The sequence below is a fragment of the Bradyrhizobium sp. IAR9 genome, from assembly GCF_013408065.1.
Lineage (GTDB): Bacteria > Pseudomonadota > Alphaproteobacteria > Rhizobiales > Xanthobacteraceae > Bradyrhizobium.
In genome coordinates, this window is the sequence record NZ_JACBZW010000017.1 from 119,710 (window position 1) to 136,366 (window position 16,657).

Genomic DNA, 16,657 nt, shown 5'->3' on the forward strand with positions numbered 1-16,657 from the left:
GGACATTGGCCGATGCCGGTACGGGCGCCTGTGATGTTCGTCACATTAGGCGCCTTTGCCTCCAGGGCACACTGCGACTACTCTGATCACATTGCGATTTGGGGCTGCAATGGGCGCGATTCGGATTTTTCTATTTTTTCTGACGATATTCTGCCTGGGCTGCGGATCGGCGCACGCTGAAAAGCGCGTAGCTCTCGTCATCGGCAATTCCGCCTACAAGAGCGTGCCCCGGCTGACCAATCCGGTGAACGACGCCTCGCTGGTCGGCGGCATGTTCAGGAAGGCCGGCTTCGACACCGTGGACGTCAAGCTCGACCTGAGCGTCGTCGACATGCGCAAGGCCCTGCGCGAGTTCGGCAGCAAGGCGCGCGAGGCCGACGTCGCCGTCATCTATTATGCCGGTCACGGGATCGAGCTGGACGGCAACAATTATCTCGTTCCGACCGACGCCGCGCTGGAGACCGATACCGATGTCTTCGACGAGGCTTTTCCGCTCGATCGGCTGCTGTTCGCCATCGAACCGGCCAAGCAGCTCCGCCTCGTCATCCTCGATGCCTGCCGCGACAATCCCTTTGCCAAGACGATGAAACGGACGGTGGCCGCGCGCGCCATCGGCCGCGGCCTCGCCAAGGTCGAGCCGACCAGCCCGAACACCATGATCGCTTTCGCCGCCAAGGCCGGCTCAACGGCCTCGGACGGCGACTCCAGAAACAGCCCGTTTGCCGCAGCGCTGGTGGAGCGGCTGCCGACGCCGGGGCTCGACCTGCGCAAGGCGTTCGGCTTCGTCCGTGACGACGTGCTCAAGAACACCGGTTACAAGCAGGAGCCCTATGTCTACGGTTCGCTCGGCGGCGACGACATGCCGCTGATCGCGGCGAAGCCTGTCGTCGCCGGGCCCCAAGCAAATCCCGATAGCGAGATTCGGCGCGACTACGAATTGGCGCTTCAGCTTGGGACACGCGACGGATGGACCGCCTTCCTCAACCGCTTTCCGAGCGGCTTCTATACCGATCTCGCCAAAGGCCAGTTGAACAAGATCGCCGCCGAGGAAACCCGTGCGACCACGGCAGACAAGGCCCGGCAGGCGGAAGAGGAGAAGGCCCGCCTCGCCGCCGAGCGCGCCAACAAGGCCGAACAGGAGAAGGCGGCAGCCGCGGCCAAGGCGGCCGAGGAGAAGCGTCTCGCTGCCGAGAAGGCCAAGCAGATCGAGGAGGCCAAGGCCGCGGCTGCGGAGCAACGACGGAAGGACGCCGAGGCGGCAGTCGCGAAGGCAATGGCCGAGAAGCAGGCCGCGGAGAAGGCGCTCGCCGAGAAGCTGGCGAACGACAAGGCCGCCGCCGAGACGGCCGCAAAGCTGGCCGCGGAAAAGCAGGCCTCTGCCAGCGCGGAGCAGAAGGTCGCAGCGATAGCGCCCTCTTCGACCCCGCCGACAATGTCGCCGCAGGAAACGACGAAGCTGGTTCAATCGGAACTGCGCCGCGTCGGCTGTCTCTCCGCCTCCGCGGATGGGGACTGGAATGCCTCGTCTCAACGTTCGCTGACGCTGTTCAACAAATACGCCGGCACGAAGTTCGATGCCAAGCTCGCGAGCTTCGATGCCCTCGACGCGATCAAGGCCAAGCCGGGACGCGTCTGCCCGCTGGTCTGCGACCATGGCTTCAAGGCCGACGGCGATGCCTGCGTGAAGATCACCTGTCGCGCTGGCTACCGCGTCAATGACGACAACGAATGCGAGAAGGTGCAGGACAAGAAGCCGGTCGCCAAGCGCGACGACGCGCCCGCACGGGACACGGAACGCAAGAAGACCGAAGCTGCTCCGTCCAAACCGCAATCGAGCGGGCAGATCGTGTGCGGACAGGCCGGCTGCCGTCCGGTCCGGCCCGGCTGCCGCCTCGAAGGCAATTCGCCGGCGCTCTTTGCGAAGGGGAATATGGGCGGATACACAAACGTGGAAGTCTGCAACTGAGTTGCGCTTTGGGCTCCGACCCGACGTAGCCGGTCTCATCCGCGCGCATTACGGCCGCATTGGTTTCACCGAATGGCCACATCGGAATCAGATGCCAACCAGATTTCGTCGATAGGTTTCGCCATTCCTCAAACTGGAAAAGGCATGACCATGCGCAGCTTCACGGCATCCGTCATCGTTGCAACTCTCTGTCTCGGAACACCGGCTCTGGTGCAGGCACAGGGCGCATCGTCGCAACCGGGCGCGGAACAGCCGTCCACGCAGTCCAGCACGGAAATCCGGAGCATACAGGTTGTAGACGTCAAGGAATTGCAGCCGGCCGTGCGCGCGAAGGTCGATGAACTCGTGGCGCACACAAGCGACAAGGACATCCAGTCGCTCCGGCAGTCCATCGACGCCACACCGCAAGCAGCCTCCGTGCTCAAGGCCAAGGGCTTGAGCTCGTCACAAGTCGTCGCGATCAACATCGCCGATGGTGTCCTGACGATGTTCACCAAGACAGCCTGACAATCAGGCGGGGTTCCGGGCCGAGGCGTTGCGCAGTGGCGGCGAGCACGATCGCCGCCTCCTCGGGCGCGCTCGGCCCTTGCTCCGACACCCGCCGAGGCGCTAAAGAGGCGCCGTGGGGCGGTTAGCTCAGCTGGTTAGAGCATCTCGTTTACACCGAGAGGGTCCGCGGTTCGAATCCGTGACCGCCCACCAGCCTTCGCTCGCTTCGCGAGCTTCGGCTCGGCAGGCCGGCATTGGTGCTCGTGGTGAAGGCGGGCTCTGAGCCGCGAGCTTCGGCTCGGCAGGCCAACCTCAATCCTGCGGCCTCCCCGGCAGCAGCGGCACCGCGTCGATCCACACCGCCGCCGACTGGCACCAGATCTGCCTGACGGGGCGCAATTTGTCGCGCTGGCGGATAGAGCCCCAGCGGATGCCCCAATCGTCGGCCTGGTCGCCCTCGCCGCTGGTGAACAGCGGGGAACCGCAATCGGCGCAGAAGTGCTGGAAGCGCATCCGGCCGTTGTCGCCGCGCTTGCCGTAGATCTTGGGCGTGCCGCCGGTCAGGCGGACATCAGCGCCGGCACAGACGGCCGTCACCCGGAACGGTGAGCCGGTCAGCGTCTGGCAATCGGTGCAGTGACAGACCGAGACGGCCTCCGGATCGACCTCGGCCTCGAAGGTGATCGTCCCGCAATGGCATTGCCCGTCGATCTGCATCGGCCTCCTCCCCCTGCCCCAAAACAAAAACGGCGCCCGAAGGCGCCGTTTTATCATCTTTTCGTTGAGCCTCAGTGAGCGGTCAGGCCGCCGGCGGCTTCATCGCCGTCCGGCTTCACCGTCACCTTGGTGTCCTCTTCCCAGACGATCGGCACCGGCTTCTTCACCAGCGCCTTGGCGACGACGTCGTCGAGGCGCGAGACCGGGATGATCTCCATGCCGCCCTTGATCGCATCGGAAATCTCCGTGAGATCCTTGGCGTTGTCCTCGGGGATCAGCACCGTCTTGATGCCGCCGCGGGCCGCAGCCAGCAGCTTCTCCTTCAGGCCGCCGATCGGCAGCACCCGACCGCGCAGCGTGATCTCGCCGGTCATCGCGACATCGTGGCGGACCGGGATGCCGGTCATGACCGAGATGATCGCGGTGGCCATGGCGACGCCCGCGGACGGACCGTCCTTCGGCGTCGCGCCCTCCGGCACGTGCACGTGGATGTCGCGGCGATCGAACATCGGCGGCTCGATGCCGTAATTGATCGCGCGCGAGCGGACGTAGGACGCCGCCGCCGAGATCGACTCCTTCATCACGTCACGCAGATTGCCCGTGACCGTCATCTTGCCCTTGCCGGGCATCATGACGCCTTCGATGGTCAGCAACTCGCCGCCGACATCGGTCCAGGCAAGGCCGGTGACGATGCCGACCTGCGGCTCGCTCTCGATCTCGCCGAAGCGGTACTTCGGCACGCCGAGCAACTCTTCCAGAGTCTTCTCGGTGACCTTGACCGACTTCTTCTTGGAGATCATCAGCTCCTTCACCGCCTTGCGGGCGAGTGTGGACAGCTCACGCTCCAGGTTACGCACGCCCGCTTCGCGGGTGTAGCGGCGGATCAGAAGCAGCAGGGCGTCGTCGTCGATCGAGAACTCCTTGGAGTCCAGGCCGTGCTTGGACACCGCGTTCGGGATCAGATGCTTGCGCGCGATCTCGACCTTCTCGTTCTCGGTGTAGCCGGCGATCCGGATGATCTCCATGCGGTCCATCAGCGGGCCCGGAATATTGAGCGTATTCGCGGTCGTGATGAACATCACGTTGGACAGATCGTAGTCGACCTCGAGATAGTGGTCGTTGAAGGTCCCGTTCTGCTCGGGGTCGAGGACCTCGAGCAGAGCCGAGGACGGATCGCCGCGGAAATCGGCGCCCATCTTGTCGATCTCGTCCAGCAGGAACAGCGGATTGGACGACTTCGCCTTGCGCATCGACTGGATGATCTTGCCGGGCATCGAGCCGATATAGGTGCGGCGGTGACCGCGGATCTCGGCCTCGTCACGCACGCCGCCGAGCGAGACGCGCACGAACTCACGCCCCGTCGCCTTCGCGATCGACTTGCCGAGCGAGGTCTTGCCGACGCCGGGAGGACCGACGAGGCACAGGATCGGGCCCGTGAGCTTGTTGGCGCGCGACTGCACCGCGAGGTACTCGACGATGCGTTCCTTGACCTTCTCCAGACCATAGTGATCGGAGTCCAGGATGGCTTGCGCCGCTTCCAGATCCTTCTTCACCTTGGACTTCTTGTTCCACGGGATCGACAGCAGCCAATCCAGGTAGTTGCGCACGACGGTCGCTTCCGCGGACATCGGCGACATCTGGCGCAGCTTCTTCAATTCATGCTGCGCCTTCTCGCGCGCTTCCTTGGAGAGCTTGGTCTTGGCGATCTTCTCTTCGAGATCGGCGAGCTCGTCGCGACCGTCGTCGTCGCCGAGCTCCTTCTGGATCGCCTTCATCTGCTCGTTGAGATAATACTCGCGCTGGGTCTTCTCCATCTGGCGCTTGACGCGTGAGCGGATGCGCTTCTCGACCTGCAGCACCGAGATCTCGCTCTCCATCAGACCCAGCACCTTCTCCAGGCGCGTGGTGACGGACAGAGTCTCCAGGATACCCTGGCGATCGGCGATCTTGACCGCGAGATGCGAGGCAACGGTGTCGGCGAGCTTGGCGAAATCGGTGATCGCCTGCACGACGCCGACGACCTCGGCCGAGATCTTCTTGTTGAGCTTCACATAGCTCTCGAAGTCGGACACGACCGAGCGCGCCAGCGCTTCCGCCTCGACCGACTTCGCATCGGTATCGGCCAGCGCAATGGCGGTCGCTTCGTAATAGTCGGCGCGATCGGTGTATTTCTGCACGCGCGCACGCTCGAGCCCTTCGACCAGCACCTTCACGGTGCCGTCGGGAAGCTTCAAGAGCTGCAGCACGCTGGCAAGCGTACCGGTCTCGTAAATGGCGTCGGGCGCCGGATCATCGTCGGACGCGTTCTTCTGCGTCGCGAGCATGATCAGCGCGTCGTTCTTCATCACCTCTTCGAGCGCGCGGATCGACTTCTCGCGACCGACGAAGAGCGGAACGATCATGTGCGGGAAGACGACGATGTCGCGCAGCGGCAGCACGGGATAGGCGTGCGTTTCGCCATGAACGATGGTTGGCCTGGGTTTTGGATTAGTCATGGCCTTTTCCTTTTGCTTTGCCCCCTTGCACGCAGCCCGCCATGCTCATGCGCAACCGCCACAAGGTGCCGAGGTGATCCGCAAAACCGATCGGTCCGTTTTTCGCGTTGGACCGGCTCGCCGGATCGGAACTGAGGCGAATCTGGAAGAGAATTTTCGCTCGCCGCCGACATTAGGTGGCTATCGACCCGGGGGGTGTCAAGTCATTGAAAAACGCGCGCCATCAGGCGCTTACGCAACGCGGTAAGCGACGCAACATCGGCTGCGGAGATACATTTCCGCAGCCCAGTTTGAGGATACAATTGGAGCGTTCCAGCGCCGAAAGATCAGGCGCTGGCGTTCTCGACGGCGCGATCGGACCGATCGGCGTAGATGTAGAGCGGACGCGCCGTTCCTTCCACGACTTCGCGCGAAATCACGACCTCTTCCACACCTTCCAGGCCCGGCAGATCGAACATGGTCTCGAGCAGGATCGCCTCGAGGATCGAACGAAGGCCCCGCGCACCGGTCTTGCGCTCGATCGCCTTGCGGGCAACCGCGCCAAGCGCCTCGTCGGCGAAGGTCAGCTCGATGTTCTCCATCTCGAACAGCCGCTGGTACTGTTTCACCAGCGCGTTCTTCGGCTCGGTGAGGATCTTCTTCAGCGAGGTCTCATCGAGGTCCTCGAGCGTCGCCACGACCGGCAGACGGCCGACGAACTCGGGGATGAGGCCGTACTTCAGGAGGTCCTCAGGCTCGACGTGACGGAAGATCTCGCCGGTCCGGCGGTCTTCCGGCGCCATCACCTGGGCCGCGAAGCCGATCGAGGTCGACCGTCCGCGCGCCGAGATGATCTTCTCGAGGCCGGCGAAGGCACCGCCGCAGATGAACAGGATGTTGGTGGTATCCACCTGCAGGAATTCCTGCTGCGGATGCTTGCGGCCGCCCTGCGGCGGGACCGAAGCCACCGTACCTTCCATGATCTTGAGCAGCGCCTGCTGCACGCCCTCACCCGACACGTCGCGCGTGATCGAGGGGTTGTCGGACTTGCGGCTGATCTTGTCGATTTCGTCGATGTAGACGATGCCGCGCTGGGCGCGCTCGACGTTGTAGTCGGCGGCCTGGAGCAGCTTCAGGATGATGTTCTCGACGTCCTCGCCGACATAGCCGGCCTCGGTCAGCGTCGTCGCATCGGCCATGGTGAACGGCACGTCCAGGATGCGGGCGAGCGTCTGCGCGAGCAGCGTCTTGCCCGAGCCGGTCGGACCGATCAGCAGGATGTTCGACTTCGCGAGCTCGACGTCGTTGTGCTTGGTCTGGTGGTTGAGGCGCTTGTAGTGGTTGTGCACCGCGACCGACAGGACCTTCTTCGCATGGCTCTGGCCGATCACGTAGTCGTCCAGGACCTTGCAGATTTCCTTCGGCGTCGGAATGCCGTCGCGCGACTTGACCAGCGAGGATTTGTTTTCCTCGCGGATGATGTCCATGCAGAGCTCGACGCACTCGTCGCAGATGAAGACCGTGGGACCCGCGATCAGTTTGCGGACTTCGTGCTGGCTCTTGCCGCAGAACGAGCAATATAGCGTGTTCTTGGAGTCGCTCGTGCCGACCTTACTCATTCATGTCTCCGTCCGCGGTTCGATCCCGTTCCGCTCGATCGCTCCATTCCGACACAGTGGTCGGCATGAAGCTTAAGTAGAGCAAATTCCGTACCAAAAAAGACCCTACGCGTTACATCCCGTGCGAATCACGGTCACTCGATTCTCCGCGATCATAGCCGATCAATCGTAGCCAACCATGCTGTCACCCGACTATCAAGAATTCGCTAATCGGGGGTCGCCGGCTACCCGTGACAATACCGTGATTTCCGGTCTTGGCACGGGCGAAGTGATCGAAATCACCCCGGCGTTGCTGGATTACCACGAAAAACAAGCACGAAAGCGGAACTTTCTGCTTGTCGCAGGGCGCAAATACCGTTTTGCGACGCGCGCACGCGTCCATAGCGTGAACGCCAACTGACGGTATGAGGCGATCCCAAGGAGTTGCCCAAGGGCTGAACAAGGGATCGCCGCAGAGCCCCAGTAGTGCTACGGGGTCTTCGCCGCCGCCGGTTCCTCGGCACGCTTGTCGATGACCTTGTCGACCAGGCCGAACTCCTTGGCGTCGTTCGCGGTCAGGAACTTGTCGCGTTCCAGCGCGTCCTCAATCGCCTTGTAGGTCTGGCCGGTGTGCTTCACGTAGATCTCGTTGAGCCGCTTCTTCAGGTTCAGGATTTCCTGCGCGTGCAGCATGATGTCGGTGGCCTGGCCCTGGAAGCCGCCGGAGGGTTGATGGACCATGATGCGCGCGTTCGGCAGCGAGAAGCGCATGTCCTTCTCGCCGGCGGCGAGCAGCAGCGAGCCCATCGAGGCCGCCTGCCCCGTGCACAGCGTCGAGACCGGCGGGCGGATGAACTGCATGGTGTCGTAGATCGCAAGGCCCGACGTCACCACGCCGCCCGGCGAATTGATGTACATCGAGATTTCCTTCTTCGGATTTTCCGCCTCGAGGAACAACAGCTGTGCGACGACCAGCGTCGACATGCCATCCTCGACCGGACCGGTCAGGAAGATGATGCGCTCCTTCAAGAGGCGCGAGAAGATGTCGTAGGCGCGCTCGCCACGGTTGGTCTGCTCGACCACCATGGGCACGAGGTTCATGTAGGTTTCAACCGGATCGCGCATGAGTCACCTAGGGTTTTTAAGAGGCGGACATCGCCAGGCTTGACTGCCAGTTTGAGCTGGATCTGCTGAAGGCCGATGGACGTCCCGTGATGCAGGAACTTGGTAGAGGTAGAAGGCGTACCGACAGATATAGCCCAATTCGCGCCTGACAAGTGCGGAGCGCATTAAGGCTTAATCCGTCGGGCAGTTGAAGCTGATTCGCACAAAGAGGCCCAGCCGGCCACCTGGCTAGCTGGGCCTCTTCGCTGATCATCCTTAATGGATGGCTGCCTCAGAGCCCCATTCCGATGGTATCGGAACGGGCCTCAGGCCGCGGTCTTTTCCGCTTCGTCGTCCTTGTAGAGGTCCTCGCGCGAGACCTTCTTCTCGGTCACGTTGGCGAGCTCGAGGATGAAGTCGACGACCTTGTCCTCATAGATCGGTGCACGGAGCTGGGCCAACGCCTGGGCGTTGCTGCGGTAATAGTCCCAGACCTCCTTCTCGCGGCCGGGCATCGAGCGGGCGCGCTCGATCACGGCGCGGCCGACCTCGTCGTCGGTCACGGTGATCTTGTTCTTCTCGCCGATCTCGGAGAGCACGAGACCGAGCCGCACGCGGCGGTCGGCGATCTTGCGGTACTCCTCCTTGGCCTTGTCTTCAGTGGTGTCCTCGTCGGCAAAGGTCTTGCCGGCGGAGTCCATCTCGGCCTTGACCGAGTTCCACATCAGATTGAACTCCTCGTCGACCAGCGAGGGCGGCGCCTCGAAGCGATGGGCTTCGTCGAGGCGGTCGAGCAGCGCGCGCTTGACGCGCTGACGCGTCGCGCCGGCGAACTCGACGTTCAGACGCTCGCGCGCGGCTTCCTTGAGCTTGTCCAGCGATTCCAGGCCAAGCGTCTTGGCGAACTCGTCGTCGATCGCGATGTCCTGCGGCGCCTCGATCGAGGTCGCGGTGGTCTCGAACTCGGCCGGCTGGCCGGCGAGCTTGTCGTTCATGTAGTTCTTCGGGAACGACACCTTCAGCGTGCGGGTCTCGCCCGCGCCGATGCCGATCAGTTGCTCCTCGAAGCCGGGAATGAAGGTGTTGGAGCCGATCACGACCTGGATGCCTTCGCCGGTGCCGCCCTCGAAGACTTCGCCGTTGATGGAGCCCTTGAAGTTGATGGTGACGCGGTCGCCGGAGGCGGCCTTTTCGCCCTCGGCCTTCGCGGCATAGCCGCGGTTGGTGTCGGCGATGCGCTTGATCGCCTCGTCGACATCGGCGTCGGTGACATCGGCGACGGGCTTCTCGACCTGGAAGGACTTGAAGTCGGCGAGCGCGATTGCCGGCACCACCTCGATCGCAACCGTGTAGGTCAGATCGGTCTTGCCGCTCAGGAGCTCCTCGACCTCGGCCTGCTCGCTCGGCATGGTGATCTTGGGCTCGGTCGCAAGGCGGAAGCCGCGCTCGGAGAACAGCTGCGTGTTGGTGTCGCGGATGGTCTGGTCGATGGTCTCGGCCATCACCGAGCGGCCGTAGACCTTCTTCAGGTGAGCAACCGGCACCTTGCCGGGACGGAAGCCGTTGATGCGGACCTTGTCCTTGAGGTCAACGAGCTTGGCACCAGCCTTGGCGTCGAGATCAGACGCGGGAACGCTGATCTTGAACTCGTGCTTCAAACCTTCCGAGAGGGTCTCTGTGACCTGCATGGCGTCCAATCTTCTTCTCGTTCGGTCCCGGCGCGCATGCATCGGGACGCTGTCATCGATCGATCCGGCGCGAGGCAAACGCCTCAACGCCGGTGCTTCATCGAACCGGCTCCCGGCGGACAAACTCCGCGCGAAAGCAGGTCTCGTAATCCGTGCAAACGCGATAAGCGCTTGGTGCGGGCGGAGGGACTCGAACCCCCACAACTTTCGTCACTGGAACCTAAATCCAGCGCGTCTACCAGTTCCGCCACGCCCGCGTGAATTTGCATCCAAACCGGCCGCGATGCCGCGGGCGGCCGGGCTTATAACATGTGCCTGACTGTTCGCAGCAAAAAAATGGCCCGATGGAGGCAGGCTTTACGTAGGCACGATCGCTGGACTTATCCAGCGTGGCGTGGTCCGGATCGGCCCATGAAAACGCGGTTCTTTGACCCGACCCGACGTGAGCTTTTGGCCGGCCTTGCCGCCGGGCTTGGCACCGGGCTTGGCGCCTCGGCGGCCGGGTTGGTCGCCAGCAGTGCCGCGCCGGCCCTGACCGCCCAGCTTTCCCTTCAGGCAAGGCCGCAAACCCTGGCTCTCAGGCCGGGGCAGCCCGCTACACCAATCTGGGAGCTGGCCGCCGTAAGCCACCTCGGGAACGTCCGTCTCAAGCGCGGCGATCGCTGCGAGGTGGTGTTTCGCAACGACCTGCCTGTCCCGCTTGCCCCAACCTGGTACGGCCTCAATGGCCCAGCCGCGGCCGACCCGCTGCGCGGGCGCGCGCCCGCCCCGCCCGGGACGACCGAAACCTCAATTATTTCAGTACCAAGCGCGGGAACCCTGCTGGCGGACTTCCGCCTGTTCGAGGACGTCCTGACGCGGCCTGCGCGCCCGCTTCCGGTCATCGCGCAGGAGGCAAACACTGGCATCGTCGATCGCGACGAGGTCCTGCTGATCGAGGAATGGCGGCTGCGGTCAGACGGCACCGCACTCCCCCCGGGACGCGCTCCAAAGGACGCGACGCCGCTCTATACGCTTAACGGGCAGACTTCATTTGAACTCTCAGCTGCAGCTGGCGAGCGTTTGCGGCTGCGCTTTATCAACGGCTCCCAACGCACTGTTCTGGCGATCAAATTAGAAAACCACGACGTCCGGGTGATGGCCCTGGACGGACAACCAGCCGAACCGTTTCCGGCGCGCAATGGCGCTCTGGTCCTGGCCCCGGGCGGGCGTGCCGATGCCATCGTGGATGCGGCCAGCTCGGCCCCGATTCTGCTCCATGACGGCAAGGAGGCGCACCAGATTGGCTCGCTTGCCGTCTCCGGCAGGCTGGAGCGCCGCGCGCCGCTGTTGCCGCCGCAGCCGCTTCCTTCCAACGACCTGCCCGACAAGCTCGATCTCAGAGGAGCCCTGCGGTTCGATGTCGCGCTCGGCGCGGCCGATGCTGGGTGGGCACGGTGTGCCGACTTCTCCAGATCCTCCGCCCCGGCCTTCCGCGCCAAGCCCGGCCGCACCGTCGTGCTGGCCCTCAAGAACCCCGGCCCTATGTCGACCGTCTTCCATCTGCACGGCCACCACTTCCGCCTGCTCGACAAGCTCGACGACGGCTGGAAGCCGTACTGGCTCGACACGCTCGCGGTCGAGCCCGGCCAGACCCAGCGCATCGCCTTTGCGGCGACCGCATCCGGACAATGGCTGCTCGAATCCGTCGTCACGGACTGGGCCGCGCCGCGGCTGGTGCGCTGGTATGGGGTGGAGTGAGGTTGCGGCTATGCGTGCGGTTTGGCCGTCAGTTCGATGCCGAGCGCCTTCATCACTGCGATGGTCGTTTTGAGCGTCGGATTGCCGTCGGTACTGAACGAGCGATAGAGCTGCTCGCGAGAAAGACCGGTTTCCTTGGCAATCTGCGCCATCCCCTTCGCACGGGCGACGACGCCAAGCGCATGCGCGATATAGGCGGCGTCCTCGGTTTTGAACGCCTCTTCCATGAACACGGCAATGGCTTCATCGGATTGAAGGTCCTCGGCCGGATCGTAAGTCGTCAGCTTCTTGCCCATCTTTATTCGCTCCACATCTCGGCAAGGCGCTTGGCCTCCTTGATGTCTTTCGCCTGCGTGGCCTTGTCGCCCCCACACAGCAAAATGATGATCGTCTTGCCCCGCTGCTGAAAATAGATCCGATAGCCGGGGCCGTGGTGGATACGCAGTTCGCTCACCCCATCGCCGACCGGCTCAACGTCGCCTGCGTGGCCTTGAGCTAGCCGATCCAACCGCGACGCGATCAACGCTCTGGCGCGCTCATCCCGCAGACGCGATCGCCACTTTCGGAACGTCTCAGTCTGCTTGAGTTCGACCACCTGTAGTTTTTAGACTACAATCGATCTGCGATCAAGTGGTCTTCGCTCCCAGAGGTAGCGAGCATCGGGCTCCCTCTCCTCGTTCCTCGAGCCGTCGGATTCATCGACCAACTCGAACCCACGCGCCTCATAGAAGCGCCGCGCCGGCGCATTACGCTGGAAGGTCCAGAGCTCGAGCCGGTCGTAGGCGCCTTTGGCGACGTCGAGGAGCTCACTGCCGGCGCTGCGGCCCTGGGCTGGGGGGAGCACGTAGAGCTGCTCGATCCAGCCCTCGCGGAACGCGATGATCCCGCTGAGCACGTCGCCGTCAAAACATCCCCACACCCGGCACGTCGGAAAGACCCGGTCGCGATAGAACCAGCGATCCTCGTCCGGCGTGTGCAGCCCGGCGAGCCATGGCATCGCCTGGTCAAACGCGATCCGATGGACTTGCGCCGCTGCGCCCATGTCGGCGAGCGCGAGCTGTCTGAGCACTAGTACTCCACCCCCAGCGCATCATAAATCCGCCGGTGCACGGCCGGCAGCGTCTCGGTCAGGTCCTCCGCGATCAGGCCCGGCCCGGCTTCGCGTCCCGCCTCGCCATGCATCCAGACGCCGATGCTGGCGGCCTCGAACGCCGACACGCCTTGCGCCAGCAGCCCTGCGATGATGCCGGCGAGCACGTCGCCGGCGCCCGCGGTGGCGAGCCAGGGCGGCGCGTTGGCGGCGATGGTGGCGCGGCCGTCGGGGGCGGCGATCGTGGTGTCGGGTCCCTTCAGGAGCACGACGGCGCCGGAGCGCTCGGCGGCATCGCGCACGCGCTCCAGCTTGGAGCGGCCCGGAAATTTGTTGCTGAGGTCGGAGAACAGGCGCGGAAATTCGCCCTCGTGCGGGGTCAGCACCACCGCATTGTCTTGCGAGGACTTGATCGATTCGAACAGGCGCTCGGGGGTTGCGGCAAAGCTCGTCAGGGCATCGGCATCGAGCACCAGACGACGCTGCGCACCGAGCGCGGTGTGAACGAGATCGCAGGTGCGCTCGCCGATGCCCGCGCCGGGGCCGATCATGCAGGTGTTGTAGCGCTTGTCGCCGAGCAGCTCGCCGAACTCGACGACGGTATCGACGGGGCGAACCATGACAGCCGTGAGCGCGGCCGCGTTGATCGCGAGCGCATCGCGCGGGCTCGCCAGCGTTACCAGGCCCGCCCCTGCCCGCAGTGCACCGCGCGCGGCCAGCCGCGCAGCGCCGGTCGCCGCCGCATCGCCGGAGACCGCCAACACATGCCCCCGCGCGTATTTGTGGCCGTCGATACGCGGTACCGGAAAAGCGGCGCCCCAGACATCCGGATCGTCCTCGAACGTCTGCGGCGCGATCTCGTCGAGCACCTGCGCGTCGATGCCGATGTCGGCGACGCGCACGCGGCCGCAACGCATCCGGCCGGGGAGCAAGAGATGCGCCGGCTTCTTGCGAAAGAAGGTGACGGTCTCGGTGGCGTTCACCGCCGCGCCCATCACCGCCGCGCTGGTGCCGTTGATGCCGCTCGGCAGGTCGACCGCGAGCACGGGGGCGCCGTTGGCGTTGATCGCCTCGATCATCGCGCGCGCCTCACCATCGACGGGACGGCTGAGGCCTGCGCCGAACAGCGCATCGATGATCAGCGCCGGCCGTCCGATCGCCTGCGGATTGAACGGGAGCACCGGGTGCTTCCAGCCGCGCGCGGCGGAGGCCGCGTCGCCCTGGAGCTGGTCGCGCTCGCACATCAGGATGACTGAGACCTCCCGCCCCTGCGCGGCGAGCTCGGCGGCTGCGACAAAACCATCACCGCCATTGTTGCCGGGGCCGGCCACGATCAGGATCGGCCCCTCCTCCACCAGCGCCTGGGCGGCATCGGTGACGGCCTGGCCCGCGCTCAGCATCAACTTGAAACCGGGCGTGCCGGCCGCGATGGTGAGCTGGTCGGCGCGCTGCATTTCAGCGGTGGTCAGAACTTCCATGCCACTTCCCTGGTCCAAACGCCTTTTCAACAGGCACGTTCCGTTCCGCCCCACCCTCGGGAACATCGATCTGCACACATATTGAACCGTTTGCCTATTTCGTAGTCTTCGGTATTTTGTGCAGGTCGGCACCACTACTCAGAGATGCTCGTTAAAAGGCTGATAACGCTCCAATAATCAGGGCATTTGCAACTTGGCATAGACCCTGCTTTCGAGGAAGCCGCTTCGGTTCGTCGTGCTCACTGGCATTTATCAAAGTGTGGCCGGCCGTTGTTGCCGGATTGGTCAGGGATCCCGGCATAGCGAAGACAAGATCGTGCGTTAAGAAAAGCGCATCCTGACGAAGACGTTGCTATTTGATCGAAAGGCCGGGAGGCGCGCAGTGAAGAAAATCGAAGCCATCATCAAGCCATTCAAGCTCGACGAGGTGAAGGAAGCGCTTCAGGAAGTCGGCCTTCAGGGCATCACCGTCACCGAAGCCAAGGGCTTTGGCCGGCAGAAGGGGCACGCCGAGCTCTACCGCGGCGCAGAATACATCGTCGACTTCCTGCCCAAGGTGAAGATCGAGATCGTGATCGGCGACGATCTGGTCGAGCGCGCCATCGACGCCATCCGCCGCGCAGCGCAGACCGGTCGCATCGGCGATGGTAAGATCTTCGTCTCCAACATCGAAGAGGCGATCCGCATCCGAACCGGCGAATCCGGGCTGGACGCTATCTGAGCCGGGTGCTATCCCGAATTTTGCGACACTCCGACTAGAAAGAAGGCTGCTTCGGCGGCCTGATTTCGTTTGTGCGGTCGCGCAAAACTCGCCCGAGCGAGAATAATTTTGCTCATCTGGAAACCGACCCGCAGAGCCAAAAGGGGTATGCATGAAGACCGCCAAAGACGTCCTGAAATCGATCAAGGACAACGACGTCAAGTACGTCGACCTGCGCTTCACCGATCCGCGCGGCAAGTGGCAGCATGTGACGTTCGACGTCAGCATGATCGACGATGACATCTTCGCCGAAGGAACGATGTTCGACGGCTCCTCGATCGCCGGCTGGAAGGCGATCAACGAGTCCGACATGTGCCTGATGCCCGATCCGGTCACCGCGACGATCGACCCGTTCTTCGCCGAGACCACCATGGTCATCACCTGCGACGTGCTCGAGCCGACCACCGGCGAGCCCTACAACCGCGACCCCCGCGGCATCGCCAAGAAGGCCGAGGCCATGGTGAAGTCGATGGGCGTGGGCGACAGCGTGTTCGTCGGCCCCGAGGCCGAGTTCTTCGTGTTCGACGACGTGCGCTATTCGGCCGAGCCCTACAAGACCGGTTTCCGGCTCGACTCCTCGGAGTTGCCGACCAACTCCGACACCGAATATGAAGGCGGCAATCTCGGCCACCGCATCCGCACCAAGGGCGGCTACTTCCCCGTGCCGCCGCAGGACTCGGTGCAGGACATGCGCTCGGAGATGCTCGGCGCCATGGCCAAGATGGGCGTCAAGGTCGAGAAGCATCACCACGAGGTCGCGTCCGCCCAGCACGAGCTCGGCATGAAGTTCGACACGCTGACGCTGATGGCCGACCACATGCAGATCTACAAGTACTGCATCCACCAGGTCGCGCACATCTACGGCAAGACCGCCACCTTCATGCCGAAGCCGATCTTCGGCGACAACGGCTCGGGCATGCACGTGCACCAGTCGATCTGGAAGGACGGCAAACCGGTGTTCGCCGGCAACAAATACGCCGACCTGTCGGAGACCTGCCTGCATTACATCGGCGGCATCATCAAGCACGCCAAGGCGATCAACGCCTTCACCAACCCGTCGACCAACTCCTACAAGCGTCTGGTCCCGGGCTATGAGGCCCCGGTGCTGCTCGCCTACTCCGCGCGCAACCGCTCGGCCTCCTGCCGCATCCCCTACACCGCTTCGCCGAAGGCCAAGCGCGTCGAGGTGCGCTTCCCCGATCCGATGGCCAACCCGTATCTCGGCTTCGCCGCGATGCTGATGGCCGGCCTCGACGGCATCAAGAACAAGATCGATCCGGGTCCGGCGATGGACAAGGACCTCTACGACCTGCCGAAGGAAGAGCTGAAGCAGATCCCGACCGTGTGCGGTAGCTTGCGCGAGGCGCTGGAAAACCTCGACAAGGACCGCGGCTTCCTCAAGGCCGGCGGCGTGTTCGACGACGACTTCATCGACGCCTATATCGAGCTGAAGATGACCGAAGTCGCCCGCTTCGAAATGACCCCGCATCCGGTCGAGTTCGAGATGTACTATTCGGGCTAAGCAGCCCGGACGTCTGCGACAAGCAAAAGGC

15 protein-coding genes and 2 tRNA genes are annotated in these 16,657 nt (G+C 63.7%); 7 read left to right on the forward strand and 10 right to left on the reverse strand.

What is annotated here, in order from left to right; all coding sequences use genetic code 11:
- Positions 1-109 precede the first annotated feature (109 nt).
- The 3 genes from GGD67_RS33805 to GGD67_RS33815 all read left to right on the forward strand — a co-directional run bounded on the left by GGD67_RS33805 (position 110) and on the right by GGD67_RS33815 (position 2,668).
- Positions 110-1,966, forward strand: coding sequence for a caspase family protein (locus GGD67_RS33805; RefSeq protein WP_179738817.1), 1,857 nt, complete (start codon positions 110-112; stop codon positions 1,964-1,966).
- A gap of 144 nt (positions 1,967-2,110) precedes the next feature.
- A complete protein-coding gene (locus tag GGD67_RS33810) occupies positions 2,111-2,473 on the forward strand; it encodes a hypothetical protein (protein WP_179738819.1) in 363 nt (120 codons plus the stop codon).
- Positions 2,474-2,591: 118 nt separating this feature from the next.
- Positions 2,592-2,668 (forward strand) — tRNA-Val (locus tag GGD67_RS33815).
- 99 nt (positions 2,669-2,767) lie between these two features.
- Here the strand turns inward: GGD67_RS33815 and GGD67_RS33820 are convergent.
- The 3 genes from GGD67_RS33820 to clpX form a co-directional block, all read right to left on the reverse strand.
- Entirely contained in the window at positions 2,768-3,172 is a 405-nt protein-coding gene (locus GGD67_RS33820) for a GFA family protein (protein ID WP_179738821.1), read from the reverse strand.
- A 71-nt stretch (positions 3,173-3,243) separates the two neighbouring features.
- Complete coding sequence (lon, locus tag GGD67_RS33825) at positions 3,244-5,667, reverse strand: endopeptidase La (RefSeq protein WP_018320119.1); 2,424 nt, start codon at positions 5,665-5,667, stop codon at positions 3,244-3,246.
- 326 nt (positions 5,668-5,993) lie between these two features.
- A complete protein-coding gene (clpX, locus tag GGD67_RS33830; RefSeq protein WP_018320118.1) occupies positions 5,994-7,265 on the reverse strand; it encodes an ATP-dependent Clp protease ATP-binding subunit ClpX in 1,272 nt (423 codons plus the stop codon).
- Positions 7,266-7,443: 178 nt separating this feature from the next.
- Between clpX and GGD67_RS33835 the strand changes: the two genes are divergently transcribed.
- On the forward strand, positions 7,444-7,665 hold the full coding sequence (locus GGD67_RS33835) for a hypothetical protein (protein WP_143109056.1): 222 nt from the start codon (positions 7,444-7,446) through the stop codon (positions 7,663-7,665).
- A gap of 68 nt (positions 7,666-7,733) precedes the next feature.
- Here the strand turns inward: GGD67_RS33835 and GGD67_RS33840 are convergent, their stop codons facing one another.
- The 3 genes from GGD67_RS33840 to GGD67_RS33850 form a co-directional block, all read right to left on the reverse strand.
- The gene (locus tag GGD67_RS33840) at positions 7,734-8,369 is read right to left on the reverse strand and encodes an ATP-dependent Clp protease proteolytic subunit (RefSeq protein WP_018320117.1); all 636 of its coding nucleotides are present in this window, start codon (positions 8,367-8,369) and stop codon (positions 7,734-7,736) included.
- A 305-nt stretch (positions 8,370-8,674) separates the two neighbouring features.
- Positions 8,675-10,036 carry a trigger factor gene (tig, locus tag GGD67_RS33845; protein WP_092257370.1) on the reverse strand — a complete coding sequence of 454 codons (1,362 nt, stop codon included), beginning with the start codon at positions 10,034-10,036 and terminating at the stop codon, positions 8,675-8,677.
- A gap of 172 nt (positions 10,037-10,208) precedes the next feature.
- A tRNA-Leu gene (locus GGD67_RS33850) sits at positions 10,209-10,293 on the reverse strand.
- 154 nt (positions 10,294-10,447) lie between these two features.
- Between GGD67_RS33850 and GGD67_RS33855 the strand changes: the two genes are divergently transcribed.
- Entirely contained in the window at positions 10,448-11,776 is a 1,329-nt protein-coding gene (locus tag GGD67_RS33855) for a multicopper oxidase family protein (RefSeq protein ID WP_179738829.1), read from the forward strand.
- A gap of 8 nt (positions 11,777-11,784) precedes the next feature.
- On the opposite strand, the gene GGD67_RS33860 is transcribed toward GGD67_RS33855, so the two are convergent.
- From GGD67_RS33860 to GGD67_RS33875, 4 genes are read right to left on the reverse strand one after another with little or no spacing between them, the layout of a single operon-like run.
- Entirely contained in the window at positions 11,785-12,072 is a 288-nt protein-coding gene (locus tag GGD67_RS33860) for an addiction module antidote protein (protein WP_018320114.1), read from the reverse strand.
- A 2-nt stretch (positions 12,073-12,074) separates the two neighbouring features.
- Positions 12,075-12,371 carry a type II toxin-antitoxin system RelE/ParE family toxin gene (locus GGD67_RS33865; RefSeq protein ID WP_179738831.1) on the reverse strand — a complete coding sequence of 99 codons (297 nt, stop codon included), beginning with the start codon at positions 12,369-12,371 and terminating at the stop codon, positions 12,075-12,077.
- A 9-nt stretch (positions 12,372-12,380) separates the two neighbouring features.
- A complete protein-coding gene (locus tag GGD67_RS33870; RefSeq protein WP_179738833.1) occupies positions 12,381-12,845 on the reverse strand; it encodes a GNAT family N-acetyltransferase in 465 nt (154 codons plus the stop codon).
- On the reverse strand, positions 12,845-14,344 hold the full coding sequence (locus GGD67_RS33875) for an NAD(P)H-hydrate dehydratase (protein ID WP_179738835.1): 1,500 nt from the start codon (positions 14,342-14,344) through the stop codon (positions 12,845-12,847). Before GGD67_RS33875 ends, GGD67_RS33870 begins: the two co-directional genes overlap by 1 nt.
- A gap of 382 nt (positions 14,345-14,726) precedes the next feature.
- On the opposite strand from GGD67_RS33875, the gene GGD67_RS33880 reads away from it, so the two are divergent.
- Together GGD67_RS33880 and glnA are read left to right on the forward strand one after the other, a co-directional pair.
- Positions 14,727-15,065: a P-II family nitrogen regulator gene (locus GGD67_RS33880; protein ID WP_007603495.1), complete on the forward strand. Its 339-nt coding sequence runs from the start codon at positions 14,727-14,729 to the stop codon at positions 15,063-15,065.
- Between the two features lie 151 nt (positions 15,066-15,216).
- Positions 15,217-16,626, forward strand: a complete 1,410-nt coding sequence (gene glnA, locus GGD67_RS33885) for a type I glutamate--ammonia ligase (protein WP_018320110.1) — start codon at positions 15,217-15,219, stop codon at positions 16,624-16,626.
- Positions 16,627-16,657 lie beyond the last annotated feature (31 nt).

Excerpts from the sequence above, each read along its gene's own strand:
- GGD67_RS33805 (WP_179738817.1), top strand. The coding sequence starts at position 110 with ATGGGCGCGATTCGGATTTTTCTATTTTTTCTGACGATATTCTGCCTG.
- GGD67_RS33810 (WP_179738819.1), top strand. The coding sequence starts at position 2,111 with ATGACCATGCGCAGCTTCACGGCATCCGTCATCGTTGCAACTCTCTGT.
- GGD67_RS33820 (WP_179738821.1), bottom strand. The coding sequence starts at position 3,172 with ATGCAGATCGACGGGCAATGCCATTGCGGGACGATCACCTTCGAGGCC.
- lon (WP_018320119.1), bottom strand. The coding sequence starts at position 5,667 with ATGACTAATCCAAAACCCAGGCCAACCATCGTTCATGGCGAAACGCAC.
- clpX (WP_018320118.1), bottom strand. The coding sequence starts at position 7,265 with ATGAGTAAGGTCGGCACGAGCGACTCCAAGAACACGCTATATTGCTCG.
- GGD67_RS33835 (WP_143109056.1), top strand. The coding sequence starts at position 7,444 with ATGCTGTCACCCGACTATCAAGAATTCGCTAATCGGGGGTCGCCGGCT.
- GGD67_RS33840 (WP_018320117.1), bottom strand. The coding sequence starts at position 8,369 with ATGCGCGATCCGGTTGAAACCTACATGAACCTCGTGCCCATGGTGGTC.
- tig (WP_092257370.1), bottom strand. The coding sequence starts at position 10,036 with ATGCAGGTCACAGAGACCCTCTCGGAAGGTTTGAAGCACGAGTTCAAG.
- GGD67_RS33855 (WP_179738829.1), top strand. The coding sequence starts at position 10,448 with ATGAAAACGCGGTTCTTTGACCCGACCCGACGTGAGCTTTTGGCCGGC.
- GGD67_RS33860 (WP_018320114.1), bottom strand. The coding sequence starts at position 12,072 with ATGGGCAAGAAGCTGACGACTTACGATCCGGCCGAGGACCTTCAATCC.
- GGD67_RS33875 (WP_179738835.1), bottom strand. The coding sequence starts at position 14,344 with ATGGAAGTTCTGACCACCGCTGAAATGCAGCGCGCCGACCAGCTCACC.
- glnA (WP_018320110.1), top strand. The coding sequence starts at position 15,217 with ATGAAGACCGCCAAAGACGTCCTGAAATCGATCAAGGACAACGACGTC.